Annotated in this window: 24 protein-coding genes; 13 read left to right on the top strand and 11 right to left on the bottom strand. The window is 65.8% G+C overall.

What is annotated here, in order from left to right; all coding sequences use genetic code 11:
* Positions 1-932 precede the first annotated feature (932 nt).
* The 4 genes from dxs (at position 933) to ACQR03_RS23440 (ending at position 5,597) form a co-directional block, all read left to right on the top strand.
* Positions 933-2,858 (top strand): 1-deoxy-D-xylulose-5-phosphate synthase, encoded by a 1,926-nt coding sequence (gene dxs, locus ACQR03_RS23455; protein ID WP_315715543.1) that lies wholly within the window; start codon positions 933-935, stop codon positions 2,856-2,858.
* A gap of 29 nt (positions 2,859-2,887) precedes the next feature.
* Entirely contained in the window at positions 2,888-3,448 is a 561-nt protein-coding gene (locus tag ACQR03_RS23450; protein ID WP_315715542.1) for a nucleoside 2-deoxyribosyltransferase, read from the top strand.
* Between the two features lie 183 nt (positions 3,449-3,631).
* Complete coding sequence (locus ACQR03_RS23445) at positions 3,632-4,369, top strand: TlyA family RNA methyltransferase (protein WP_434841931.1); 738 nt, start codon at positions 3,632-3,634, stop codon at positions 4,367-4,369.
* Entirely contained in the window at positions 4,362-5,597 is a 1,236-nt protein-coding gene (locus ACQR03_RS23440; RefSeq protein ID WP_434841930.1) for a class I SAM-dependent RNA methyltransferase, read from the top strand. Before ACQR03_RS23445 ends, ACQR03_RS23440 begins: the two co-directional genes overlap by 8 nt.
* Positions 5,598-5,796: 199 nt before the next feature.
* On the opposite strand, the gene ACQR03_RS23435 is transcribed toward ACQR03_RS23440, so the two are convergent.
* On the bottom strand, positions 5,797-6,369 hold the full coding sequence (locus tag ACQR03_RS23435; protein ID WP_316174744.1) for a septal ring lytic transglycosylase RlpA family protein: 573 nt from the start codon (positions 6,367-6,369) through the stop codon (positions 5,797-5,799).
* Between the two features lie 199 nt (positions 6,370-6,568).
* Here ACQR03_RS23435 and ACQR03_RS23430 point away from each other — a divergent pair, with 199 nt between their 5' ends.
* Complete coding sequence (locus ACQR03_RS23430; protein WP_434841929.1) at positions 6,569-7,411, top strand: nucleotidyltransferase domain-containing protein; 843 nt, start codon at positions 6,569-6,571, stop codon at positions 7,409-7,411.
* 64 nt (positions 7,412-7,475) lie between these two features.
* Here ACQR03_RS23430 and ACQR03_RS23425 read toward each other — a convergent pair whose 3' ends face one another.
* A complete protein-coding gene (locus ACQR03_RS23425) occupies positions 7,476-8,330 on the bottom strand; it encodes a DUF1194 domain-containing protein (RefSeq protein ID WP_434841928.1) in 855 nt (284 codons plus the stop codon).
* Between the two features lie 226 nt (positions 8,331-8,556).
* Between ACQR03_RS23425 and clpS the strand changes: the two genes are divergently transcribed.
* Positions 8,557-8,862, top strand: coding sequence for an ATP-dependent Clp protease adapter ClpS (gene clpS, locus ACQR03_RS23420; RefSeq protein WP_315715536.1), 306 nt, complete (start codon positions 8,557-8,559; stop codon positions 8,860-8,862).
* Positions 8,863-8,871: 9 nt separating this feature from the next.
* On the opposite strand, the gene ACQR03_RS23415 is transcribed toward clpS, so the two are convergent.
* From ACQR03_RS23415 to fabI, 4 genes are all read right to left on the bottom strand, one after another.
* Positions 8,872-10,062: an adenylate/guanylate cyclase domain-containing protein gene (locus tag ACQR03_RS23415; protein WP_315828083.1), complete on the bottom strand. Its 1,191-nt coding sequence runs from the start codon at positions 10,060-10,062 to the stop codon at positions 8,872-8,874.
* Between the two features lie 58 nt (positions 10,063-10,120).
* Positions 10,121-11,206: a chorismate synthase gene (gene aroC / locus ACQR03_RS23410; RefSeq protein WP_315715534.1), complete on the bottom strand. Its 1,086-nt coding sequence runs from the start codon at positions 11,204-11,206 to the stop codon at positions 10,121-10,123.
* Between the two features lie 111 nt (positions 11,207-11,317).
* Positions 11,318-11,917 carry a histidine phosphatase family protein gene (locus ACQR03_RS23405; protein ID WP_315715533.1) on the bottom strand — a complete coding sequence of 200 codons (600 nt, stop codon included), beginning with the start codon at positions 11,915-11,917 and terminating at the stop codon, positions 11,318-11,320.
* 12 nt (positions 11,918-11,929) lie between these two features.
* Entirely contained in the window at positions 11,930-12,763 is an 834-nt protein-coding gene (gene fabI, locus ACQR03_RS23400) for an enoyl-ACP reductase FabI (RefSeq protein WP_315752061.1), read from the bottom strand.
* Positions 12,764-12,969: 206 nt separating this feature from the next.
* Between fabI and ACQR03_RS23395 the strand changes: the two genes are divergently transcribed.
* On the top strand, positions 12,970-13,458 hold the full coding sequence (locus tag ACQR03_RS23395; protein WP_315752062.1) for a sigma-70 family RNA polymerase sigma factor: 489 nt from the start codon (positions 12,970-12,972) through the stop codon (positions 13,456-13,458).
* Positions 13,459-13,549: 91 nt separating this feature from the next.
* Positions 13,550-14,323: an anti-sigma factor family protein gene (locus tag ACQR03_RS23390; RefSeq protein WP_315752063.1), complete on the top strand. Its 774-nt coding sequence runs from the start codon at positions 13,550-13,552 to the stop codon at positions 14,321-14,323.
* A 369-nt stretch (positions 14,324-14,692) separates the two neighbouring features.
* Here the strand turns inward: ACQR03_RS23390 and ACQR03_RS23385 are convergent, their stop codons facing one another.
* A complete protein-coding gene (locus ACQR03_RS23385) occupies positions 14,693-15,655 on the bottom strand; it encodes a DnaJ C-terminal domain-containing protein (protein WP_434841927.1) in 963 nt (320 codons plus the stop codon).
* Positions 15,656-15,767: 112 nt separating this feature from the next.
* Positions 15,768-16,172: an RT0821/Lpp0805 family surface protein gene (locus ACQR03_RS23380; RefSeq protein WP_315715528.1), complete on the bottom strand. Its 405-nt coding sequence runs from the start codon at positions 16,170-16,172 to the stop codon at positions 15,768-15,770.
* A 125-nt stretch (positions 16,173-16,297) separates the two neighbouring features.
* Between ACQR03_RS23380 and pdxH the strand changes: the two genes are divergently transcribed.
* On the top strand, positions 16,298-16,948 hold the full coding sequence (pdxH, locus tag ACQR03_RS23375; RefSeq protein WP_315715527.1) for a pyridoxamine 5'-phosphate oxidase: 651 nt from the start codon (positions 16,298-16,300) through the stop codon (positions 16,946-16,948).
* A 139-nt stretch (positions 16,949-17,087) separates the two neighbouring features.
* Positions 17,088-17,840, top strand: a complete 753-nt coding sequence (locus ACQR03_RS23370; protein WP_315715526.1) for an SDR family NAD(P)-dependent oxidoreductase — start codon at positions 17,088-17,090, stop codon at positions 17,838-17,840.
* A 256-nt stretch (positions 17,841-18,096) separates the two neighbouring features.
* Here ACQR03_RS23370 and ACQR03_RS23365 read toward each other — a convergent pair whose 3' ends face one another.
* Together ACQR03_RS23365 and ACQR03_RS23360 are read right to left on the bottom strand one after the other, a co-directional pair.
* Positions 18,097-18,315 (bottom strand): hypothetical protein, encoded by a 219-nt coding sequence (locus ACQR03_RS23365; RefSeq protein WP_409998659.1) that lies wholly within the window; start codon positions 18,313-18,315, stop codon positions 18,097-18,099.
* Positions 18,316-18,706: 391 nt separating this feature from the next.
* Positions 18,707-19,684, bottom strand: coding sequence for a magnesium transporter CorA family protein (locus ACQR03_RS23360; protein WP_316226605.1), 978 nt, complete (start codon positions 19,682-19,684; stop codon positions 18,707-18,709).
* 343 nt (positions 19,685-20,027) lie between these two features.
* On the opposite strand from ACQR03_RS23360, the gene ACQR03_RS23355 reads away from it, so the two are divergent.
* Positions 20,028-20,708 carry a L,D-transpeptidase gene (locus ACQR03_RS23355; protein WP_011925214.1) on the top strand — a complete coding sequence of 227 codons (681 nt, stop codon included), beginning with the start codon at positions 20,028-20,030 and terminating at the stop codon, positions 20,706-20,708.
* 96 nt (positions 20,709-20,804) lie between these two features.
* Here the strand turns inward: ACQR03_RS23355 and ACQR03_RS23350 are convergent, their stop codons facing one another.
* On the bottom strand, positions 20,805-22,073 hold the full coding sequence (locus ACQR03_RS23350) for an extensin family protein (RefSeq protein ID WP_434841926.1): 1,269 nt from the start codon (positions 22,071-22,073) through the stop codon (positions 20,805-20,807).
* Between the two features lie 150 nt (positions 22,074-22,223).
* Between ACQR03_RS23350 and ACQR03_RS23345 the strand changes: the two genes are divergently transcribed.
* Both ACQR03_RS23345 and ACQR03_RS23340 read left to right on the top strand, forming a co-directional pair.
* Complete coding sequence (locus ACQR03_RS23345) at positions 22,224-23,852, top strand: fatty-acid--CoA ligase (protein ID WP_315752068.1); 1,629 nt, start codon at positions 22,224-22,226, stop codon at positions 23,850-23,852.
* 164 nt (positions 23,853-24,016) lie between these two features.
* Complete coding sequence (locus ACQR03_RS23340; protein WP_315715521.1) at positions 24,017-25,222, top strand: ABC transporter substrate-binding protein; 1,206 nt, start codon at positions 24,017-24,019, stop codon at positions 25,220-25,222.
* Positions 25,223-25,252 lie beyond the last annotated feature (30 nt).

Genomic DNA, 25,252 nt, shown 5'->3' with positions numbered 1-25,252 from the left:
ACAGTCCGGATTTATTTCGCTGGTTGTGGCCTGACGCGACACGCGGGCAAAGCGCCTCCCATTCGTGCAATTCAGCCGCGCATCGGTGCAACTGCATCGTCAATGGGCTTGGCCGCCAAGTGTCCCCCGGCGAAGTCTCCGCCACCGCGTTCACCGCTCGAGAGTCAGCGCGACGTCCTTCGTTTACCATGCGACACGATTGGATCCGGGCAGTTCGCCGTGGCGCCCCCCGATCCCACGATCGTGCCGTTCCGCGTCTGCGATCGTCCGGCCCGATCATGACAATGTGCTTGGCTCGCAGGTCTTCCGCGTCCGCTTCGTGACGATCCACGAAAGGCCGCACGCCTGCGACTTCTTCATGATCGTCTGCGGACCGATCCCCTGACGCGGACGCATGGCTCACCGTACCGCGGCGCGCGCAATCGCCGCATCGGCCGATTCTGCGGCGCGGGAAAAAGCCTGGACCGAGCTCGCGTCCCCGGTCTATTCCGGAGCGACGGTTGCCGTCGATTTGAGCAGAGCAATGGAACCTCCGGCACGCCGCCGCGGTTGAGACGTGGCGCAAAGGTACCGTTTGCGGGCTTGCCAACTCCCGCCGGGTTGGCTTTAAGACGCACTTTGGTGTAAAGCTTCTCGCAACTGCGGGTTTTTGGAAGTGTCCATCCTCTCCGGAGAGAGGAATCTAAGCGCTTGCAAGAGCTAGCAAAACTGACTTGGCTGAACGACTTGGCGATCTTGGGCGACTAACGAGGACGGCAAGGCCACCAAGAGTGACTTACATCACATAGATCGATCCCAAACCCGGCTAGTCTTCGGACTGCGGCTTCGATCCGCGCGGATGTGACCTTCAAGACCTCAGGTTTCGCCGCCCGTTACGATGAACCTCTCAGATGTCGGCCCTTGAACCCGACCTGCAAAATTGGAATGTCACCGTGACCACATTTAGTAAGACGCCGCTTCTCGACACCATCAAGACCCCGGAAGATCTGCGCCGGCTGAAGGTCGAGCAGGTCCGGCAGGTCGCCGACGAATTGCGCCAGGAGACCATCGACGCGGTCTCGGTGACCGGCGGCCATTTCGGCGCTGGTCTCGGCGTGGTCGAGCTGACCACGGCCATCCATTACGTGTTCGACACCCCGCGCGACCGCCTGATCTGGGACGTCGGCCACCAGGCCTACCCGCACAAGATCCTGACCGGACGCCGCGACCGCATCCGCACCTTGCGCACCGGCGGCGGCCTCTCCGGGTTCACCAAGCGCGCCGAGAGCGACTACGATCCGTTTGGCGCTGCGCACTCGTCGACCTCGATTTCCGCCGGCCTCGGCATGGCCGTTGCGCGCGACCTGTCGGGCGGCAAGAACAACGTGATCGCCGTGATCGGCGACGGTGCGATGTCCGCCGGCATGGCCTATGAGGCCATGAACAATGCCGGCGCGATGAACTCCCGCCTGATCGTGATCCTCAACGACAACGACATGTCGATCGCGCCGCCGGTCGGCGCCATGTCGGCCTATCTGTCGCGCCTGTACTCGGGCAAGACCTACCGGACGCTGCGAGATGCCGCCAAGCAGCTCGGCCAGCATCTGCCCAAGGTGATCGCCAACCGCGCCAGCCGCGTCGAGGAATATTCCCGCGGCTTCATGATGGACGGCGGCACGCTGTTCGAGGAGCTCGGCTTCTACTACGTCGGCCCGATCGACGGCCACAACCTCGACCATCTGCTTCCCGTCCTGAAGAACGTCCGCGACATGGAGACCGGCCCGATCCTGGTCCACGTCGTGACCCAGAAGGGCAAGGGCTACTCGCCCGCGGAAGCCGCGGCCGACAAATATCACGCGGTGGCCAAGTTCGACATCGCCACCGGCACCCAGGCCAAGGCCAAGCCGAACGCGCCGGCCTATCAGAACGTGTTCGGCCAGAGCCTGGTCAAGGAAGCCGAGAAGGACGACAAGATCGTCGGCATCACTGCCGCGATGCCCTCGGGCACCGGCATCGACATCTTCGCCAAGGCGTTCCCGAAGCGCACCTTCGACGTCGGCATCGCCGAGCAGCACGCCGTGACCTTCGCCGCCGGCCTCGCAGCCGAGGGCTTCAAGCCGTTCTGCGCGATCTACTCGACCTTCCTGCAGCGCGGCTACGACCAGATCGTCCACGACGTCTGCATCCAGAGCCTGCCGGTGCGCTTCGCCATCGACCGCGCCGGCCTGGTCGGCGCCGACGGCGCGACCCATGCCGGCTCCTTCGACAACGCCTATCTCGGCTGCCTGCCGAACATGGTGATCATGGCGGCCTCCGACGAGGCCGAGCTGGTGCACATGGTGGCGACCCAGGTCGCGATCAACGACCGGCCGAGCTCGGTGCGCTATCCGCGCGGCGAAGGCCGCGGCGTGGAAATGCCCGAGGTTGGCGTTCCGCTGCCGATCGGCAAGGGCCGCATGATCCGCCAGGGCAAGCAGGTCGCCCTGCTCTCGTTCGGCACCCGGCTTGCCGAGTGCGAGAAGGCCGCCGACGAGCTCGCCGCCCATGGCCTGTCCGCCTCGATCGCCGATGCGCGCTTCATGAAGCCGCTCGACGAGGAGCTGGTGATGAAGCTCGCCCGCGAGCACGACATCCTGATCACGATCGAGGAAGGCTCGATCGGCGGCTTCGGCTCGCACGTGATGCAGTATCTGTCCGACCAGGGCATGCTGGACGGCGGCCTGAAGATGCGTTCGATGGTGCTGCCCGACGAGTTCCAGGACCACGACACGCCGGCAGCGATGTACGCGCGCGCCGGGCTCGACGCCAAAGGCATCGTCCGCAAGGTGTTCGAGGCGCTCGGCAAGGATTACACGACCGAGTCGGTCAAGCTCGCCTGAGGCGAGCTTGCGTCCCGCAGTGGTGAGCCATGAAGATCTATCTGGCAGGTCCCGACGTGTTCCTGCCGGATGCCATTGAAATCGGCCGGCGGAAGGTCGCGATCTGCGACCGCCACGGCCTGATCGGCCTCTACCCCCTCGACAACAGCATCGACCTCGCCTCCTCCGACGCCTCGCGCCAGATCTTCCATGGCAACGAGGCGATGATGGACGACGCCGATGCCATCATCGCCAATCTCACACCGTTCCGCGGGCCCGGCGCCGATGCCGGCACGGTCTATGAGTTCGGCTACATGGCCGGCTCCGGCAAGCTGTGTCTCGGCTACTGCAACGACCCGGCCGTCTACGCCGATCGTGCCCGGCGCTTCACGGCGGTGACGGAGCAGGACGGTCGCCTGGTCGATGGCGAAGGCCTGACTGTCGAGGATTTCGGCCTGCCCGACAATCTCATGATGATCCACGCGCTCGAGCTACGCGGCGCTCCGCTCGTCGCTCCACGCGAACGCCCTGCGGACGTCTGGCATCATCTGGCAGCGTTCGAGACCTGCGTGAGATTGGCGGCGGAGCGGCTGGCGACGAGGACGGTTTGATCCCGGGCCCCTCCGAAGCCGCGAATACGCGCGAACAGCTTGCAACACCCGTCATTGCGAGCGAAGCGAAGCAATCCAGGGCTACAAAGGAGGTCTGGATTGCTTCGTCGCTTCGCTCCTCGCAATGACGGAGTTCAAAATTCATTGCGTCGCCCTCATCTCACCTATCTCGCGATCCGGCCCATGACCCCTGCCCGCAAACGTGCTGACATCCTCCTCGTCGAACGCGGCCTGTTCGAGAGCCGCGCGCGGGCGCAGGCGGCGATCGAGGCGGGGCTCGTGTTCGCCAACGACAAGCAGGTGGGCAAAGCCTCGGAGAGCATTCCCGCCGACGCCGTCCTGCAGGCCGAGCCGGCGCATCCCTGGGTGTCGCGTGGCGGCGTCAAGCTGGCGGCGGCGCTGGAGCATTATGGCATCGAGGTCGAAGACCATGTCTGCCTCGATGTCGGTGCCTCCACCGGCGGCTTCACCGAGGTCCTGCTTGCGAATGGCGCGGCGCTCGTGTTCGCGGTCGATGTCGGCCGCGACCAATTGCACCCATCATTGCGCAATCACCCGAAGATCATCTCGATGGAGCAGACCGACATCCGCAGCTACGACGGCAAGCGCCTGCCGCAGCGCCCCGACGTCGTCGTGATCGACTGCAGCTTCATCTCGCTCAAGGCGGTGCTGCCGGTCGCATTGTCGCTCGCCGCCTCGCCGATGAGCCTGCTGGCGCTGATCAAGCCGCAATTCGAGGCGCAGGGAAAGCACGGCAAGGGCGGCATCATCAAGGATGCAGCGGTGCACGCCGCCGTCTGCGACGACATCGCCACCTTCGCCGCCTCGCTCGGCTGCAGTGACATCGAGATCTTCCCATCATCGATCAAGGGCGGCGACGGCAACGCCGAATTCTTCCTGGGAGCGCGCCGCCATGGTTGAGCGTCTCGTCATCGACCATGTCGGCCATCGCGGCGATGGCGTGTCGCTGTCATCGGGCGAGGCGCTGTACGTGCCCTACACGCTGGCCGGCGAGACCGTCGAGGCGGCCGTCGTGCCCGGGCATCCCGATCGCCGCAAGCTGCTCGCGGTGGAGGCGGCGAGCTCGGAGCGGATCGCGCCGTTCTGTGCGCATTTCGGCGTGTGCGGCGGCTGCGCCATCCAGCACTGGATGCCCGGGCCCTATCAGCAGTGGAAGCGCAACATCGTCGTCGAGACGCTACGGGCCGCCAAGGTCGACTGCGACGTGGCCGATCTGATCGATGCCCACGGCACCGGCCGGCGCCGCGCCACCTTCCACGCACGGATGGGCACGCACGACGTCCTCAGGGTCGGATTCTCGGCCGCCAACAGCCACGACATCGTGCCGATCGACCGCTGCCCGATCCTCGATCCTGCTCTGGACGGTGCGCTGGAAGCCGCATGGGCCCTGGCTGAGGCGCTGAAGCCGACCGGCAAGCCGCTCGACATCCAGGCGACCGCGACCAGCAACGGCCTCGACATCGACATCCGCGGCTCCGGCCCGCTGCCGCCGCCGCGCATCGCGGCCCTGTCCCGCCTCGCCGAACAGCACCGGCTGGCGCGGCTGACCCGCCATGGCGAACTGGTGCTGATGCGCAATGCGCCCGTGGTCACGATGGGGACGGCACAGGTGACGCTGCCGCCCGGCTCGTTCCTGCAGGCCACGGTGCAAGGCGAGGAGACGCTGGCGCAGCTCGTGCTGGCGCGGATCGGCAAGGCCAAGCACGTCGCCGACCTGTTCTGCGGCGTCGGCCCGTTCGCGCTGCGGCTCGCCACGCGGGCGCGCGTCACCGCCATGGACAATGATGCCGGCGCGATCGCGGCGCTGCAAAAGGCGTCTGGCACGCCCGGCCTCAAGCCGATCAAGGCCGAGGCGCGCGACCTGTTCCGCCGCCCGCTGATGCCGCCGGAATTGCGCGACATCGATGCCGTCGTGTTCGATCCGCCGCGCCAGGGCGCTCAGGCGCAGGCCAGGCAACTCGCGGCCAGCAAGGTGCCGGTGATCGTCGCGGTGTCCTGCAACGTCACGACGTTCGCGCGGGATATGCGCATGCTGATCGACGGCGGCTACAAGCTCGAGACCGTGGTGCCGGTCGACCAGTTCCGACATACGCCGCATGTCGAGCTGGTGGCGAGGCTGGTGCGGTGAGCACCGTCAGCGGATTTACGAGCGATATCGGCTTTTTCGGGAAGCGCCAAGCGTTGCCCCTGCAATGACGCACGGAGCTCGCGCATCACGCTCGGTGCGCCCCTTCGCCCCGCTTGCGGGGAGAGGTCGACTGAGAACGCCGCTGACTATGAGCACGAACTCGTAGGCGATCGGCCAGCGATGTCGCCTATCCGATGCGCTACCTCACCACGCTGACCTTCACCGGCGCGACGCCGGAGTTGACCATGCCGAGCGCCTGCGCGGCTGAGTAGGACACGTCGACCACCCGCCCCTGCACGAACGGTCCCCGATCGTTGACGCGCACCACCACGGAGCGGCCGGTCTTGACGTTGGTGACCTGCAGGCGGGTGCCGAACGGCAGGCTGCGATGCGCGGCCGTCAGCTCGGAGGGATTGAAGCGCTCGCCGCTCGCGGTCTTCTGGCCTTCCGAATAGTAGCTGGCGAGACCGGACGCTCCGGAGTGCGCCGGCGGCGGGCTGAGCTCGGCCCGCCGGACGCGCACCACTGACTCCGGTGCCGTCTCCGCGCGCTGCACCTGCGGCCGAAATTCGGCGCCGGCCTGCTTCGTCGGCGCCGCCCAGCGCGCCTGCCGGACCGCCGATGATTGCGCGCAGGCTGCGAGCGAAGCCGCCGCCGCACACACCAGAGCTGCCCTGAGAAGTTGGCGAGCGAGCCCTCCACGCGGACCTTGGATGACTGACGAGCGCCTGACGCGCTGCGCGGGACGTGCTGTCCGGTCGATGATACGCATGTTCTGTGCGCCTCCGCCTCAACCCGCTCATGGTCGCGGCCCAATCGCGGCGGCACGGTGGCAAAGGGAAATTTGCGAGAGATGCAACCCCTGGTTTTTGGGAGATTGTGGCTTAATGGCAACAGATCAGCCTGAACAGCGGCCCTGTGGAGTTTTTCCACGCAAGAACTTCATACTGTCATCCTGGGAGAACACGTGAATGCCTGACCCGCTGCTGACCCGCATCGTCGGCGAACTTGCCGATGTCCCGGGACTGCGCGCCATCGCGCTCGGTGGATCACGTGCGCGCGGCACCGCGCATTCGGGCTCGGACTACGACGTCGGGCTCTACATCGCATCCAGGCACGACCTCGACACCGACGTGCTGCGCGAAGCAGTGCGGCGGCTCGTCGACGACCCGCAAACGCTCGAACTGACGGCGGTCGGCGGCTGGGGACAGTGGATCGTCGGCGGCGGCTGGCTCAGAATCGACGGGCACAAGGTCGACCTGCTCTATCGCGAGATCGATGCGGTCGGCGGCGTGATCGACGACTGCCGGAAAGGGCGGATCGAGATGCACTACCAGCCAGGCCATCCGCATGGCTTCGTCTCGGCGATCTGGATGGGCGAGGTCGCGCTCTGCCGCCCGCTGCACGATCCCGCGCAACTGCTGGCAGGGCTGAAGTCGCGCTGCACGCCCTATCCGCGCCGCCTGCGCGACGCGATTATTGCGCGCTTCCAGTGGGAGATCGCATTCAGCATCGATAATGCCGAGTTGGCTGTCGGGCGTGGCGATCATACCCACGTCGCGGGCTGCGCCTATCGCGCCCTCGCCTGCCTTGCGCAGGTGCTGTTTGCGGTCAACGGGCGCTACCTGATCAACGAGAAGGGCGCGCTCAAGGAGGCCGCGACGTTTGGACTGGCACTCGTCGGTCTCGCGGCGCGCGTGGAGCTCATCTGGCAATCGATCGGCAATAGCGAATTCGGTGCGGCGCTCCGCAGCCTGCGGGAGGTCGAGGCCGAATTGAAACAGGCGTTGGTCCATGCTGCGACGGCCGGCTGAGATCGGCGCCTTACCAATCAAGTCTCCCCGCGCGCGCGTCTGCTCGCCAGCCTGGGCCTGCTGGTCACCGCCCCCAGCGGTCCTGCCAGATCTTCTCGCCGATCGTGCAGGACACGCGCGGCTCCTTGTCGGCATCGTCGGCGACCGGCACGATCCGCGGCGGAGGTGAGCGTCCGGCAACCTCCATCAGCAGCTTGGTGCGGATGGCTTCCTTGAACTCGTCGCGGCTCTTGATGGTGACGACGAACGAGCCGTGACCGCCGGTGACGCAATCCTTGTAGTAGAGATCGAGGTTCTCGATATCCATGGTCGAGTAGGACGGCTCCTTGACCATGATCGGCAGGCCGTTGATGGTGATGCCCTTGTTGACGGCCTCGTCGCGCGCGATCGTCACCGGGGAGGGGCCGTTGTTGTTGGGCCCGTCGCCGGAGATGTCGATGACGCGGCGCAGCCCGCGATAGGGATTCTCATCGAACAGCGGCATGGCGAAGTAGATCGCGCCGGAGATCGAGGTGCGCGACGCCCGGCGGATCGGCGTCTTCATGATCTCGGCGGCGACGGCGTCGGCACTTTCCGGTCCGTCGATCAGGCGCCATGGAATGATGATCTTCTGGTCGCTCGAGGCCGCCCATTCGAAATAGGTCACGGCGATCCTGCCGTGCACGCCGCTCTTCAGCGCCTGCAGGAACTCGCGCGAGCTGAGCGCCTGGGCATAGCCTTCGCGCTGGATCGCCAGCTCGTCCAGATCCATCGAGTAGGACACGTCGACGGCGAGGATCAGCTCGACGTCGACGGACGCTTCCTTCTCGCTCAGCTGCTGCGCCGGCTGGGCCCTCGGCGCGGCCACGACGCTGGCGACGTCGCCGCCGGCCAAGGCGCCTGCCAGACACGCCACCCCGATCGAGATCCACCAGCGCATGAGCTGCCCTCCAATCGCGTCTGATGATGGTGACATGCAATCCGCAGAGCGCAAAGCGGGAACGCACACATCCATTCACATTCCGGTTAGTCCCCTGGGGTTTGCCCGGATGTCAGGCAGCCGCGTGCGCCCATCGCGCAAGGCATGCAGCCCGTGGTTTCCCGGAGCGGCCGAAGCCTGTATCGTGGCGTGACTGCCGCATCCGGAACACAGGCGCGCCCTTAGAATGAACGATGCCGTCACCAAGCCCAAGACGAAGGTACGCACCAAGACCGAGCGTCCGCGGCTCTACAAGGTGATCCTCGTCAACGACGACTTCACGCCGCGCGATTTCGTGGTGATGATCCTGAAGGCGGAATTCAGCATGACCGAGGACCAGGCCTACAAGGTCATGATCACGGCGCATAAGCTCGGCGTCTGCGTGGTGGCCGTGTTCACCAAGGACGTCGCCGAGACCAAGGCGACGCGCGCGACCGATGCCGGCCGCGCCAAGGGATACCCGCTGCTGTTCACCACCGAGCCGGAGACCTGAGCCGGCGAACTAATTCCCTTCCTCGCGCAGCCCGTACGCACGTTGTGCGGTCGCGAGGCCTGCGATCGGAAATTCGCCGAGATCGGTCCAGAGATCGGTCAGCGGCCCGGGACAGGCGCCGGCAAACGCCTCGGACGCGACCACCGTCCGCTTCAGTCGCGCGGCGATCTTCTCGAGCCGAGCGGCGAGATTGACGGCCGGGCCGATGCAGGTGAAGTCGAGCCGGTTGCCGCCGCCGATATTGCCATAGAGCAGCCGTCCGACATGCAGCGCGACGCCGAAGCGGAAGCGTTCCCCGGTGCCGCCGGCCGCGTATTCGAGCGCATCGACGCGGGCCCGCGAGGCGCGCGCCGCCGCAAGGACGCGGGCGCAGACCTCGGTCGGATCGCCGCCCTGCTCGCGAAACGGAAACACCGCGAGCAGGCCGTCGCCCATGAACTTCAGCACCTCGCCGCCCTGCTCGCGGATCGGATCGACCTGGCAGTCGAAATAGTGGTTGAGGATCGCCACCACGTCCTCAGCCGGCAGGCGATCGGACAAGGGCGTGAAGCCGCGCAGATCCGACAGCCAGATCGCCGCATCCAGCGTATCGGTGTGGCCGCGGCGGATCTGGCCGCCCAGAATACGCTCGCCGGCGCTATTGCCGACATAGGTGTCGAGCAGCATCGAGGCCGTACGTCGAAGCGTGACGATCTCGGTGTAGCGCGCCAAAGCCGGCATCAGCGAGCGAATCGCATTCAGATGCGCGTCGGTGAAGCCTGTTGGAGATTTGGTGGTCCAACTCGACGCGTGGACCGCACGGTCGATGAAGGTCAAAGGTAGAGTGAAATAGTCGGTCACGCCTTCGGCCCGCAGATCCATCAGGATCGGAAAGAGCTCGGCTTCCCGATCGCGAGGATCGGCCCTGAACTCGGTCCCCTGCTCGAACACGCGCGCAAGCGGGCTGTCCCTGTAGGCCGGCGTGCTCTCGAAGCCGAAATCGACCGAGCCCATCTCGACCTCCGCCCCCTGGCGCCAGATGAAGCTGCGGCCGGCGATATCAGGATGAAGGGTGCGGACGAACACGCCCACGCGCCACAGCGGCACGCCGAGCCCGACCAGACGATCGCAGCATTCGGACATCATCTGGCTCGGCGTCGCCGCAGAGCGCGCGCCGTCGACCAGCCAGTCCTTGATGTCCCGCAGCTTGGAAGCGTCCATGGGACGACACTAGGCGAGCAGCGTGGCAACAGCAAACAGCCGCGGCGGCAGCGTGCGGCTACCCCACCTGGCCGCGATGGCGCAGCAGGTGATCGGCCAACACACAGGCCATCATCGCCTCGCCGACGGGAACCGCGCGGATGCCGACGCAGGGGTCGTGACGGCCCTTGGTCAGGATCTCGGTCTCCTGGCCTGAGCGGTCGACGGTCTGGCGCGGGGTGAGGATCGACGAGGTCGGCTTGACCGCGAAGCGCAGCACGATCGGCTGTCCCGTGGCGATGCCGCCGAGAATGCCGCCGGCATTGTTAGAGAGGAAGCGCGTGCCGTCATTGGCCGAGCGCATCTCGTCGGCGTTCTCCTCGCCGGTCAGCTCGGCCGCGCCGAAGCCGGCGCCGATCTCGACGCCCTTCACGGCGTTGATGCTCATCATCGCCGCGGCGAGATCGGCATCGAGCTTGCCGTAGAGCGGCGCGCCAAGTCCCGCCGGCACGCCCTCGGCGACGATCTCGAGCACGGCGCCGATCGACGAGCCGGACTTCCTGATGCCGTCGAGATAGTCCTCGAAGAACGCCGCCTTGTCCTTGTCGGGGCAGAAGAAGGGATTGCGCGCGACCTCGTCCCAGTCCCAGTTGCCGCGATCGATCTTGTGCGGACCCATCTGCACCAGCGCACCGCGCACCTTCACGTCGGGCAGGACCTTGCGCGCGATCGCGCCGGCGGCGACGCGCGTCGCGGTCTCGCGCGCCGAGGAACGACCGCCGCCGCGATAGTCGCGCAGGCCGTATTTGGCCTCGTAGGTGAAGTCGGCGTGACCGGGACGAAACTTGTCCTTGATCTCGGAATAGTCCTTGGAGCGCTGGTCGGTGTTCTCGATCAGGAGCGCGATCGGCGTGCCCGTGGTGACCTGCACGCCCGTGTCGGGATCAGCCATCACGCCTGACAGGATCTTCACCTGGTCCGGCTCCTGGCGCTGGGTGGTGAAGCGCGACTGGCCGGGACGGCGGCGGTCGAGATCGCGCTGGATCTCGTCGGCGGCGAGCGGGATCCGCGGCGGACAGCCGTCGACCACGCAGCCGATGGCCACGCCATGGCTCTCGCCGAAGGTGGTGACGCGGAACATGTGGCCGAAGGTGTTGAAGGACATGAGCTGATCACCCAACCGGAAAAACCATCATTCCGGGATGGTCAAGGACCAGACCGGACTCTCGAGATTCCGGGGCGCCTCTGCAAGGCGCACCGGAACGACGGAGACAAACTAACTGTACTTCTCGAACCCGTTCTCGCCGAACACATAGACCGCGCCCTGCTGGATCGGCAGGTCGACGGCGCCGTGCGGCGTCTCGAAGCCCAAGGCGACCATCAGCGCCCGCGCCGTGCCGCCATGGGCGACCGCCACGATATCGCCAGACAGCCCATCGTACCAGTCGCGCACGCGGCGCTCGACGTCGGCATAGGTCTCGCCGCCCTCGGGCGCCAGCGACCATTTGTCGGTCAGCCGCCTGGCATAGAAGGCGGGATCGGCCGCCTGCATTTCCGGCAGCGTCGCCCCTTCCCATTTGCCGTAGCCGATCTCGCGCAGCCGGGCATCGAGCGCATAGCCCTCGGCTGGCAGGCTCAGGGTCTCACGCACCAACTCCATGGTCGCGCGGGCGCGGCTGAGGGGGCTAGCGACGTAGGGCAGGCGCGCCGCATCATGGCCGTTGCGCGCAGCGAGCTCGGCCAGGATGTTGCCGGCCTGCACCGCCTGCACCCGCCCGAGCGCGTTCAGCGGAATGTCCTGCGTGCCTTGCAGCCGGCCGAGCGCATTCCATTCCGTCTCGCCGTGGCGGATGTAGTAGATCGTGGGCCGTGGCATTGCGCGTTGACGTTATTCCTTGGCGCCGACGGAATTGTTCAGCGAGATGTCGGGCGCCTCGGGCCGCTTCATGCCGACGACATGATAGCCGGAATCGACGTGATGCACCTCGCCGGTGACGCCGCGCGACAGGTCGGACAAGAGATACAGCGCGCTGTCGCCGACCTCGTCGATGGTCACGGTCCGGCGCAGCGGCGCGTTGTATTCGTTCCACTTCAGGATGTAGCGGAAGTCGCCGATGCCCGAGGCGGCCAGCGTCTTGATAGGTCCTGCCGAGATCGCATTGACGCGGATGTTCTTCTCGCCGAGATCGGCGGCGAGATAGCGCACGCTGGCTTCCAGCGCGGCCTTGGCGACGCCCATCACGTTGTAGTGCGGCATCCACTTCTCGGCGCCGTAATAGGTCAAGGTGATGATCGAGCCGCCGTCGGTCATCAGCTTCTCGGCGCGCTGCGCGATCGCCGTCAGCGAGTAGCAGCTGATCAGCATGCTCTTGGAGAAATTGTCCTGCGTGGTTTCGATGTAGCGGCCGTCGAGCTGGTCCTTGTCGGAGAAGGCGATGGCGTGGACCACGAAATCGATCTGGCCCCACTTCTCCTTGAGCACGTCGAACACCGCGTCGATGGTCGTGGGATCGGTGACATCGCAATGGCCGAGCACGAGCCCGCCGAGCTCGGCCGCCAGCGGCTCGACCCGCTTCTTCAGCGCGTCGCCCTGGTAGGTCAACGCGATCTCCGCGCCGGCCGCGCGCGCGGCCTTGGCGATGCCCCAGGCGATCGAGCGGTTGTTGGCCACGCCAAGGACGACCCCGCGCTTGCCCTGCATCAAACCTGAAATCTGCGCCATGCGGCTTCCCATCGAACTGATTATTAAGGACTGGACGTACACCACCGGTCTGGCCCGGTACAGCCCCATTCCGCCCGCTCTGTGGCAAACTCCCCCGCAGGGCTTGCGGTCCGGAATACGCTGATCATCGCGGGGTTATGATCTTTGCAAGACGCCGGCTGCGGCCTGCGCCCTTGTCATCGCAGCGAACAGCCGCAGGGCATTCCATGAACGCGTTCCGCCAGAGCGTCGAGACCATGATTCCGGCACTGCGCCGTTATGCCCGGGCGCTGGCGCGCGACATGGACGCGGCCGACGAACTGGTCCAGGACACGCTGGTGCGGGCGCTGCGCTCGGAGCGGCTGTTCCTGGGCGGCGACATCAGGAGCTGGCTGTACACGATCCTGACCAATCTGAACAAGAACCGCCGGCGCTCCTTGGCGCGGCGGCCGCACTTCATGCCGCTCCAGGACGACAATGCCGACGCCAGCGGCACCGAGGCCGAGGGCCGGGACATCGAGCACGCGCTGGCGACCCTGGTGGAGGAGCAGCGCGCGGCGCTTCTCCTCGTCGTGCTCGAAGGCCTGAGCTACCGCGAGGTCGCCGACATCCAGGGTGTCCCAATCGGCACCGTGATGTCCCGCCTCGCCCGCGCCCGCGCCCATGTCCGTGCCGTGCTCGAGGGCGAGCGGCCGGCGCTGCGGAGGGTGAAATGACCACTGCACAAAAGCCGCCCTGCCATGTTCGGCTGCCCAAGCCTGCAGCGACCGCGCATCGCCGCAGCCGCCCGATTGCAACGAGATCCCGATGATGACCGAGCCGACCATTCCCGTCACCGAAGACGAGCTGCACGCCTATGTCGACAACGAGCTGCCGGCCGAGCGCCGCAGCGACGTCGAGCGCTGGCTGGCCGCGCATCCGGCGGACGCCGAGCGGGTGCAATCCTGGCGCAGCATGGCTGAGGCGCTCCATGCCCGCTACGATTCGATCGTCAACGAGCCGGTGCCGCCGCGGCTCGACCTCGACGGCCTGGAGCGCCGGCCGCGGCGCTGGGTCGTCGCGGCCATGGCGGCAAGCGTGGCGGCCTTCGCGGTCGGCGGCGCGGTCGGCTGGGTCGCGCGTGGCGCCGCGTCCTCGCCGTCGCCGCTGCAGGCCCTTGCCGGCGAGGCGCTCGATGCGCACCGGCTCTATGTCGTGGAGGTGCGCCATCCGGTGGAGGTTCCTGGCGACGAGAAGGCCCATCTGCAGCAATGGCTGACGCGGCGCTGCGGTCGCACCGTGCAGGCGCCGGAGCTGGAAGCCACCGGACTGAAGCTCGTCGGCGGCCGGCTGCTGCCCGGGCCGACCGGCCCGGCGTCCTTCCTGATGTACGAGAGCACCTCCGGCGAGCGCTTCACGGTGTATGCGACCAAGGTCGGGATTGAGGCGGCCGAGATGCGCTATACGGCGCAGGGCAACACCGCTGCACTCTCGTGGGCGGAGCGCGGCGTCAGCTACGTCGTCAGCGGCGGCAGTGACCGGACGCGTCTCACTCAGGTCGCGCGCCTTGTTTATGACCAGACCGAACGGGCGGGCGGCTAGCGGCGGACCATTGCCCGATTTCGCGAGGTGCCGGCCTCGGCGCGATTACGGCCGTGATCAGAAGCGTTTGCAGGATGGCCGCGAGCGCTGCCCGAGAGGATCCTGATCCCCGCATGGCTCAGGCGGGAGACACGCCAGGGTCGGCGCCGCAATTCGGTCACCGGAAATCTGGAATCAGGTCACCGGCACGTCTCAATATAGCGCCAAATGTTCACGAAAAAATGAGGAGTGTTCGATCCGCCGATCGACACGGAAGCGGCCTCGATTGGGGTTTTGTACCGCGCTGGTCCCCCTTTCGAGGCCGCACTTTTTTCTCAGCTTTCCAGCTCGTCCTTCAGCTTTCAGCCGAGTGGTCCGCAACGCGCAACCTCAGGAGAGGTTGCTGCGCGGATTGTAGGGATGACGGTCGCGCCACTTGGTCATCAGGGCCTCGAGCTCGGCGTCGTTGCCGTCGGGCAGCACGATCCGGGTGGTGACGAACAGATCGCCGGCCGAGCCGTCGCTCTTGGGCAGGCCCTTGCCCTTGAGCCGGAAGGTCCGGCCGCTGGAGGTGTTCTTCGGGATCGACAGCTCGACCGCGCTGCCGAGCGTCGGCGCCCTCACCTTGGCGCCCAGGACCGCCTCGTAAAGCGTGATCGGCAGATCGAGCCTGAGGTCGCTGCCCTCGACCTTGAAGAACGGATGCGGCGCGATCTGGATCGTGATCAGGAGATCACCCGGCCGGTGTCCGGGCGCGCTCTCGCCCTGCCCCTTCAGCCTAATCTGCTGGCCGGCGGTAACACCGGCGGGGACCTTGACGTTGAGCTCCTTGCCCGACGGCAGCCGCACCCGCTTCTCGCCGCCCTTGACGGACTCCTCGAGCGAGACCGACATCGCAACCTTCAGATCGAGGTCGAGGCCGACACCGCCGGTATCGAACTCGAACGAGCCGCCGCCGCCGCGCCCAGCGCGCGCGCCGGCGCCGCCGAACATGCTGTTCAGAATGTCCTCGAATCCGCCACCGCCGAAGCCGCCGCCCGGCCCGCCGCCGCTGCGGAAGGTATAGCTCTCGAAGCCGCCCCCCGGCCCGCCGCGGCCGGCGCCGCCACCCGGAAAGCCCTGGAAGCGCGGCTTGCCGTCAGCGTCGATCTCCCCGCGATCGAACTGCTTGCGCTTCTCCTCGTCGCCCAGGATCTCGTTGGCCGAATTGATCTCGGCAAACCGCGCCGATGCCTTCGGGTCATCCTTGTTGCTGTCGGGATGATGCTTCTTGGCGAGCTTGCGATAGGCGCTCTTGATGGCCGCAGCGCTGGCGCTTCGCGGCACCCCCAAGACCTCATAGGGGTCGCGCATCCGTCACGTCTCCTTACAGAAAGTCAGATACTAACCTATGGGCTCCCCGCCCGCTTCGCATTTCATCTGGGGAGTCCGTTGTATTTTTGCAACGGGTTCCAGACGACCCCGGCTAGCTTTGCTGCCAGGGTTTGAGCGTCTGGATGTCCCAGCGCCCACGCTCGATACGGCACGCCGAGCCCTGCAGCCAGCGTTCCGTCTTGCCGTTGACGTAGCTCGCCAGGAAATCGCGGCACGTGCGGCCGTTGTCGGCCGTGTAGGACTTGGCGATCGGCGTCACCGAGCCGCGGGCGCCGGTCTGGGGATTCTGCCACGGCTGGCTGGAATCCTTGCTCCCCTTGGTCAGCACGTCCGACGCGGCGTTGCGGGCAAAAGCGAGATCGGCTTCGGTCGGCTCGCGCTCGGGCGGCGAGCTGACCGCGCCGGTGATCTCCGCATCGTCCATCTTGGCAAAGGCCGTTTCAGGGCGCGACAGGCTGCAGCCGCCGCCGGACAGGCCGATTAGAATGAGTGTCAAAGCCGTGCCGGCATGACCGATCGCGGATAGGCCAAGCCGGACCGATGCCCTATATAGGGCCGGACCAGAATGGACTTGCACGCGCCTGGCCGCGGGTGAACGCAAAACTCGGACTCCCCATACACATGACCGACCCCACGAGCATCAAACACCAGACAACCTTAACATCCGGTACATCGGCCGATTTTACCCAGGCCGGCGAGCCGTTTGCGCTGTTTGCGGCGTGGTTTGCCGAAGCCGGCAAGAGCGAGCCCAACGATCCGAATGCGATGGCGCTGGCAACGGTCGACGACAGCGGGCTGCCTGACGTGCGCATGGTGCTGATGAAGGGCTATGACGAGGACGGCTTCGTCTTCTACAGCCACAAGGCCAGCCAGAAGGGCCGCGAGCTCGCCGCCAATCCGAAGGCCGCGCTGCTGTTTCACTGGAAATCGCTGCGCCGCCAGGTCCGCATCCGCGGCCTCGTGGCGCCGGTGACCGACGAAGAGGCCGACGCCTATTTCGCGACCCGGCCGAAGCAGGCGCAGCTCGGCGCCTGGGCCAGCAAGCAGTCGCAGCCGTTGGAGAGCCGCTTCGCGTTCGAGCAGGCGATCGCCAAGGTCGCGGCGCAATACATCATCGGCGAGGTGCCGCGCCCGCCAGGATGGAGCGGCTGGCGCATCACTCCCGTCAGCATGGAGTTCTGGCACGACCGGCCATTCCGCCTGCACGACCGCATCGAATTCCGGCGCGAGGCTTCGGGCCGGCCGTGGACCAAGGTGCGGATGTATCCGTAGAGGATCGCCGCGCGGGCTTGCGCCCGGCCTCCAGGCGTCCGATACGCCAACGAATCGCCATCGCGCGCGTGAATCAGGCGCCGAACGCACAACCATTGTGGTAAGTTGATCCCGTCCGGGATCGTGAAAGACGCAGTTCATGCCGACCTCTTCCAATCAGCCACGGCGCACGATGCTGCTGACCGGTGCCAGCCGCGGCATCGGTCATGCCACCGTGATCCGCTTCTCATCAGCCGGCTGGCGCGTCCTCACCTGCTCGCGGCACCCCTTTCCCGAAGAATGCCCGTGGGGCGCCGGCCCCGAGGACCACGTCCAGGTCGACCTGTCCGATCCCCAGGACACCGTGCGCGCGATCGCCGAGATCAAACAGCGGATCGACGGCGGCGAGCTGCACGCGCTGGTCAACAACGCCGCGATCTCGCCGAAGGGCGCGGGCGGTGCCCGGCTCGGCACCGTCGACACCGACCTCGACACCTGGAATCACGTCTTCCGCGTCAACTTCTTCGCGCCGATCATGATGGCGCGCGGCCTGATCAAGGAGCTGAAGGCGGCCAAGGGCTCCGTCGTCAACGTCACCTCGATCGCCGGCTCGCGCGTGCATCCCTTCGCCGGCGCGGCCTACGCGACCTCCAAGGCGGCGCTGGCCGCCCTGACCCGCGAGATGGCGTCGGATTTCGGCCGGGTCGGCGTCCGCGTCAACTCGATCGCGCCGGGCGAGATCGACACCTCGATCCTGTCGCCGGGCACCGAGAAGATCGTGCAGGAGCAGATCCCGATGCAGCGCCTCGGCACGCCCGACGAAGTCGCCAAGATCATCTACGTGCTGTGCTCGGAGACCAGCTCCTACGTGAACGGCGCCGAGATCCACATCAACGGCGGCCAGCACGTCTGAGCCATTCGGCGCGGAGACGGTTGCCCGTGTTCGATTTGGTTCATGGCGGCTTGCCACGTTCGGCAAGTTCCCGATGACCGCGCGAAGGCGTGATTAACGCCATCTCCGAAGATCGATACGGACCTACCGACCACCACAAACAAGACAGCGCTCCCGGAGGGAACGCTGTTCATGGGATGGGATCGGCGTACTGAATTTCCAGTCGCTGGCTGCGCGGGCGGCATTGCCTGAATACCGTCCGGTCGAGAACGGTCGTTCAGCCTTCGCACACCAAACCGCGCAGAATCTGCGCGGCGCGCCAGCGCAGGCGGTCGGACTCGACGTTGAGGGCGCTGGAGCAATCATCGTCGCGCTCGTCCTCCTCGAGATCGGCGCCGCAGTAGCGGCAGGTGCGCGGCGACAGCGCATGGGCCACGACGATGTCGGCGCGGCTGCGCTGATAGCTGGCAAGATCGATCACGTTGTTCGATGCCATTATGCGTTTCTCAACCATTGCCGCCGCCTCTTGGATAAGGCGCGATGAACGCGCCCTCGAGCTCTGCCTTGCATGCCACGCGCCGAGGCGCTCGTTGTTTGTCATGCTGGTGCAGATTTATCGCAGAGAAGTTTCGATCAAACGTTCAGCGTTCCCGTCAAATTTTACCTGAGGAATTGGGGCGGCTTTGCAGCGGCATTGCAGCCGGCCTAACAAGTATTTCCTATTATGTGTTGCATCTCACCGCTTGTGTCACCTGAGGTGCATAGCGACGGACTCTGCCCCGCTGCTAACAACGGGGCGCGAATGAGGCATCACCTGGAATGACGGCACAATGTCGCAGGCCTCGCCCAGATTTGTCGCCAGAGCCTGGATTTTCAGGCCAGCGGCACTACAGCCACTTCTTCAATTTGAAGATGTAGTACGGCACGATCGCACAGATCAGCATCAGCACCAGCGCCATCGGATAGCCGTGCACCCATTCGAGCTCCGGCATCATCTTGAAGTTCATGCCGTAGATCGACGCGATGAGGGTCGGCGGCATCAGCACCACCGCCATCACCGAGAACAACTTGATGATGTTGTTCTGCTCGAGGTTGACGACACCGAGCATCGCATCCAGCACGAAGGTGATCTTGCCCGCGAGATAGGACGCGTGGTCGGTCAGCGAGGCGACGTCGCGCTGCATGGTCTTGAGCTGCTCGCGCATATCCTTCGACCACTTCACGCCTTCGACGACCGCAGAGAGAAACGTGACGAGACGACCGATCGACACCAGGCTCTCACGCACCTTCGAGGTCAGGTCGCCCTTGCGCCCGATCGCGATCAGGATCTGCGAATACTGCTTGGCGTGCCCGTGACGCTCATTGTTCGGCTCGAAGATCTCGTGGCTGACCTGGTCGATATCGGCCCCGACCTTCTCGAGAATGTCGGCGCAGCGGTCGATTACCGCATCGAGCAACTCCATCAGCACCATCTCGCCGGTGATCCCGGGCGCACAGTTGCGAGCGAGCTTTGCCTCCACCACGGCGAACGGTCGCGGCTGGTCGTAGCGGACCGTCACCAGACGGTGGCCCGCCAGGATGAAGGTGACGGCGGTGGTCCTGGGCATATCGGAGTCCGAGTGGCACATCAGCGTAGCCGTCATGTAGCGGGCGCCGTTCTCGATATAGAGGCGGCTGGAGATCTCGATCTCCTGCATGTCCTCGCGCGTCGGCACCGCAATCCCGGCCAGCTTTTCGACGGCCCGATCCTCGGCACTGCTCGGGTTCACCAGGTCGACCCAGACCGCATTGTCCGGCAGAGCCGCGGGATCGGTGATCGCCGCCTTCTTCAGCGCGGTTTCGGACGGGACGAACACCGAGAACATGGACAAACTCCGAATCGCGAAACCTGAATTTCGGGGACTTAGCGGTGGGATGCTGCCGCCTTGTGACGCAGCTTGCGAGTCCGGTCCATCGGCTTTTCGCGCCAATGCTCCGCGGCCTCTCGCGCGGCGCCGCGGGGGAGCTGACCGTGCCATTCGAAGCACAGCTGTGGACGACTGCCCGCAACTTTGCGGCAAAAAAGCAACAATCGCGGCGCTGCAGCGTGACCTGTGCGTGTATCGGCTGGAATTGAGAACGATTTTGACGATAATGGGACATGTGGAATCGCGCTGCAGTGGCGCGGCCGTGTCATTGCAACGTCAGCTGTCGATTGGAATTGGTGACATGTCGCTGAAGGTGAAACTCGGACTCCTGGCCGCCGGCCTGATGCTGTCGGGCTGCATGCAGGCCACGACGTACGAGGCGACCAACACCCAGGCCTTCAAGCCGAAGGACAAGGAACTTCTCGCGAAGATCCGCTACACCAACACGCCGGTGGCCGAGCCCTATCGGCGCGCGATCGTCGACTATCACCGCAAGGAAGCTCCGGGCTCGATCGTCGTCGATTCCGACAGCCACTACCTCTATTACGTGCTGGATGGCGGCAAGGCGATCCGCTACGGCATCACCGTCGGCGAAGAGGCCATGGCCTGGTCGGGCATTGCCAAGGTCGGCGCCATGACCGAGTGGCCGGCTTGGCATCCGACCAAGGGCGAGATCGAGCGTCTGGGCGTTCCGACCTTCGTCGCCCCGGGCCCCGACAATCCGATGGGCTCGCGCGCGATGTACCTCTATGCCAACGGCAAGGACACGCTGTTCCGCATCCACGGCACCAACCAGCCGGAATATATCGGCGCCTCGATCTCCTCGGGCTGCATCCGCCTGACGAACGAGGACGCGATCGACCTCTATAACCGGGTGAAGGTCGGCACCATCGTCGTGGTACTCGATCCGAAGAAGGGTGATTCGCCCTACAAGCCGCAGATGGCGCTGCAGGGCGGGGGCACCTACGCTGCGATGCAGTGAGCCTCGGCTGAAGCCGGCACGATATCAAAAAGCCGAGAAACGCGTTTAGCAGCCTTTCCAAGGGCGCCGGTCACCCGGCGCCTTTTGTTTTGGGGGCTAGAACAATCCGCGGAAAGGATCCCAGCCACGACGGCTGTGATGGCGCGTCCGAGAAGCCGGCTTCGACGGCGAAGCCCGACCCACGCGGGGACTGTTCTGTGCGCGCTGGTCCCGCCCGGCTGCATTCCGCACCGTGTCGGAAGCTGCGGTCGGCGCGCGCGCCTCTGCCGCGGAGCTTCCGGGCTCTTGCTGTTCAGGCGCCGACTGGGACGCGGTCCGCCGGCTGCGGGCCGTTGCAGCGGGCTTTGTGGCCGGAGGCCCTGCTTCCGCGTCGGCCCGTCGGGAGCTGTCGTCAGCAGAAGGATTCTCCGCTGCGGCCGAGGGGTCGGCCTTCCTCTCGTCGGCGCCGGCGCGACCGCCGTCGTTGTGCTCGGCTTTGGTGCTCGGGCTCTTCCGGGCGTTTTCGGTGCCGGCCTGCGCGGTCTCGCGTGGCGGCGCGTCTTCGGGTCTGGCGGCGGGCATCAGGGGCGCGACCTTCGGCAGCGGATCCAGCACGTCCCATTGGCAGATCCGGTAATTGTTCCGCCGCTCCATCAGGTCGAGATGGATGTGGTCCTCGTGGTACCAGTCGGAATCGGGGCCGAGCACCGTGGAGAAATGAGTGCAGACCGCGTGCAGCACCGCCTCGCGCAAATCGCGCGGCTGGGTGCGGTCGGTGAGATCGACCAGGCGGCCGTCGGCCAGCTTGAACCCTTGGACATCCAGCGCATTGGCACGGCCGTGCTCCGATAGCTGCGCGCCGCTGACATTGTTGCGGCCGCGACACTGATATGAATCGAAATTGTCGAGCGCGGTGACCGCGCTGCCGAGCCGCTCGGCCAGCGGCGCCACGTTGTTGCGCACCCAGTTGACGACCGCGGTCGCCATCGGACAACGCATGGTCGCCGCGGGCGTCAGCGCCACCCTGCGCTTGTCAGGCAGCACCACCGCCTCCAGCCGCACCAGGTCCTCGCCGCCGCAGCCGCCAGGCCCCTTGATCGGCGGAATCGATGGCGCGATCGCGACCTCTTCGGTCAGGGCCAGCCGGCAGGCCGAAGGCGGCGGCGGGGCTTGGACATCCGCCTTCGGACCGCCGCTGGCCGCGTCGCGCGGAGCGGCATCCTCACCGTTGGCCGCCTGCCGCGCCGGCGCGTCGGCTGGCCGCGGCTGCGGAAGCGGCACCTTGGCAACGTCGTCGGCCGGCTTCGCTGCGGGCTCAGAGGCCGCGGGCGGGCTGCGGTGCGCCGATTTCGCGGCCGCCGCCGGCACCGCCATGAGCCAGCTCAATGCGATCGCCACGGCCACAGCGCTAACCATCACGCCCGGCGCGACGTCGTGGCCATCACAAGCCCATTTGCGTCGGGTGCGGCGCGCGCTAAAATTGACCAAAGAGACCAAAAGACCCTCGCTGCAAGCGAATACCGGAGGAACGACCTGATGCTTGGTTTGATGCAAGACTGGCCCCTGCTTTGTCACCGGATCATCGAGCATGCGGCGACAATCCACGGCTCCCAGGAGGTCGTGACCCGCTCGGTCGAAGGCCCCATCGTTCGCACCACCTATCGGCAAATCCACGACCGCGCTCTCAAGGTCTCGCAGAAGCTGACGCGCGACGGCATCAAGCTGGGCGACCGCGTCGCCACCATCGCCTGGAATACCGGCCGTCATCTCGAGGTCTGGTACGGCATCATGGGAATCGGCGCGATCTGTCACACGGTCAATCCGCGCCTGTTTCCCGAGCAGATCGGCTGGATCATCAACCATGCCCAGGACCGCATCGTCATCACCGATCTGACGTTCGTGCCGATCCTCGAGAAGCTCGCCGACAAGCTGCCGAGCGTCGAGCGCTACATCGTGCTGACCGACGCCGCGCACATGCCGCAGACGACGCTCAAGAATGCCGTCGCCTACGAATCGTGGATCGGCGAGGCCGACGGCGATTTCGCCTGGGGGACCTTCGACGAGAACACCGCAGCCGCGATGTGCTACACGTCCGGGACCACCGGTGATCCGAAAGGTGTGTTGTATTCGCATCGGTCCAACGTGCTGCATGCGTTGATGGCCAATAGCCGGGATTCACTCGGTACGTCCGCAGCAGACACAATGCTTCCGGTGGTTCCGCTGTTCCATGCCAACAGCTGGGGCATTGCCTTCTCCGCTCCCTCGATGGGCACCAAGCTGGTGATGCCCGGCCCCAAGCTCGACGGCGCGTCCGTCTACGAGCTGCTCGACACCGAGAAGGTGACCTACACCGCCGGCGTGCCGACGGTGTGGCTGATGCTGCTGCAGCACATGCAGGCGCATAACCTCAAACTGCCGCATCTGAAGATGGTCGTGTGCGGCGGCTCGGCGATGCCGCGCTCGATGATCCAGGCCTTCCTCGACATGGGCATCGGCGTGCGCCATGCCTGGGGCATGACCGAGATGAGCCCGATCGGCACGCTCGCCACCCTGAAGCCGCCGTTCCTCGCCGCCGACGGCGACGCCAAGCTCGATGTGCTGCAGACCCAGGGCTTCCCGCCGTTCGGGGTCGAGATGAAGATCACCGACGATGCCGGCACCGAGTTGCCGTGGGACGGCAAGACCTTCGGCCGGCTCAAGGTGTCCGGTCCCGCGGTGTCGAAGGCCTACTACAAGGTCGACAGCAACATCCTCGACGATGAAGGCTTCTTCGACACCGGCGACGTCGCCACCGTCGATGAGCATGGCTACATGCGCATCACCGACCGCTCCAAGGACGTCATCAAGTCCGGCGGCGAATGGATCTCCTCGATCGACCTCGAGAATCTCGCCGTCGGCCATCCCGCCGTCGCCGAGGCTGCCGTCATCGGCGTCTATCATCCGAAATGGGACGAGCGCCCGCTGCTGATCGTGCAGTTGAAGCCCGGCCAGACCACGACGCGCGAGGACATCCTGAAATACATGGAAGGCAAGATCGCCAAATGGTGGATGCCCGATGACGTCGCCTTCGTCGACGGCATCCCGCACACGGCAACGGGCAAGATCCTGAAGACTGCGCTGCGCGACCAGTTCAAGAGCTATCGCTTCCCCAACGCCGCTGCCTAGCAACCACTCCCGCTCCGCGCGAGACTCACGGCCCCTGCGCCCCGCGGGGGCCGTTTGCGTTCCGCGCAAAAAGTTCCATCGCCCTCGCCTCGACCAAAGGCGAATAGGAAGCCCATGGGAGCGTTCCTAAGGTCCGGCACCATAAAAAACGAGGGAACGCCACCATGCTAAGATCAACCCGCCTGCTGCCCTGGCTGCTGGGAGCATCACTGGCCGCCACGGCCGCTCACGCCGCTGGCAACAAGGTCGTGATCGGCGACATCGACGACATGTCCGGGCTCTATGCCGACGTGATCGGGCCGGGCGGGGTCGAGGCTGCAAAGATGGCGATCGAGGATTTCGGCGGCAGCGTGCTCGGCAACAAGATCGAGTTCATGGAGAGCGATCATCAGAACAAGCCGGACGTCGGCGCCCAGAAGTTGCGCGAGTGGGCCGATCGCGACGGGGTCACCATGATCCTCGGCGGCTCCAACACGGGGGTCAGCCTCGCGATGGCCAACGCCGCCAAGGAGAAGAAAATACCGTTCATCGCGATCGGTGCCGCCGGCGCCTCGCTGACCGGCAAGGACTGCACGCCCTACACCGTCCACTACGCCTACGATACGACCTCGCTCGCCAACGGCACCGCCAAGACCATGGTCAGCCAGGGCGGCAAGAGCTGGTTCTTCCTGACCGCCGACTACGCCTTCGGCACCCAGTTGCAGGAAGCCGCGTCCAAGGTGGTCGAGGCCAATGGCGGCAAGGTGGTCGGAGCGGTCCGCGTGCCGCTCTCCACGTCGGATTTCTCCAGCTATCTGCTGCAGGCGCAGGGCTCGGGCGCGCAGGTTCTGGGCCTCGCCAATGCCGGCAACGACTTCACGAACTCGATCAAGGCCGCGGATGAATTCGGCATCGCCAAGACGATGAAGCCGGCGGCACTGCTCGCCTTCATCAGCGACATCCACAGTCTCGGCCTGAAGACCGCGCAGGGTCTCTATCTCACCACCGGCTGGTATTGGGACCTCAACGACAAGACCCGTGCTTTCGCCAAGCGCTACTACGAAAAGACCAAGCGCGAGCCGACCATGAACCAGGCCGCCTACTACTCGGCGACGATCACCTATCTCAACGCCGTGAAGGCGGCCGGCACCACCGAGTCCGACAAGGTCATGGACCAGCTGCGCAATATGAAGATCGACGACATGTTCACGTCCAACGGCAAGATCCGCGCCGACGGCCTGATGGAGCATGAGATGTACATCATGCAGGTCAAGAAGCCGGAGGAGTCGAAGTACCCCTGGGACTACTACAAGCTGATCCAGACGATGTCCGGCGAGGAGGCATTCGGCAAGCTTTCGGAGTCCGCCTGCCCGCTGGTGCATTCGCATTGAGCATCTGACGCAAGCCTGACCAAGGCAGCC

Source organism: Bradyrhizobium sp. HKCCYLS3070 (assembly GCF_051167575.1).
In the GTDB taxonomy this organism is placed as follows: Bacteria; Pseudomonadota; Alphaproteobacteria; order Rhizobiales; family Xanthobacteraceae; genus Bradyrhizobium.
This window is presented reverse-complemented; position numbering and strand designations above follow the sequence as displayed.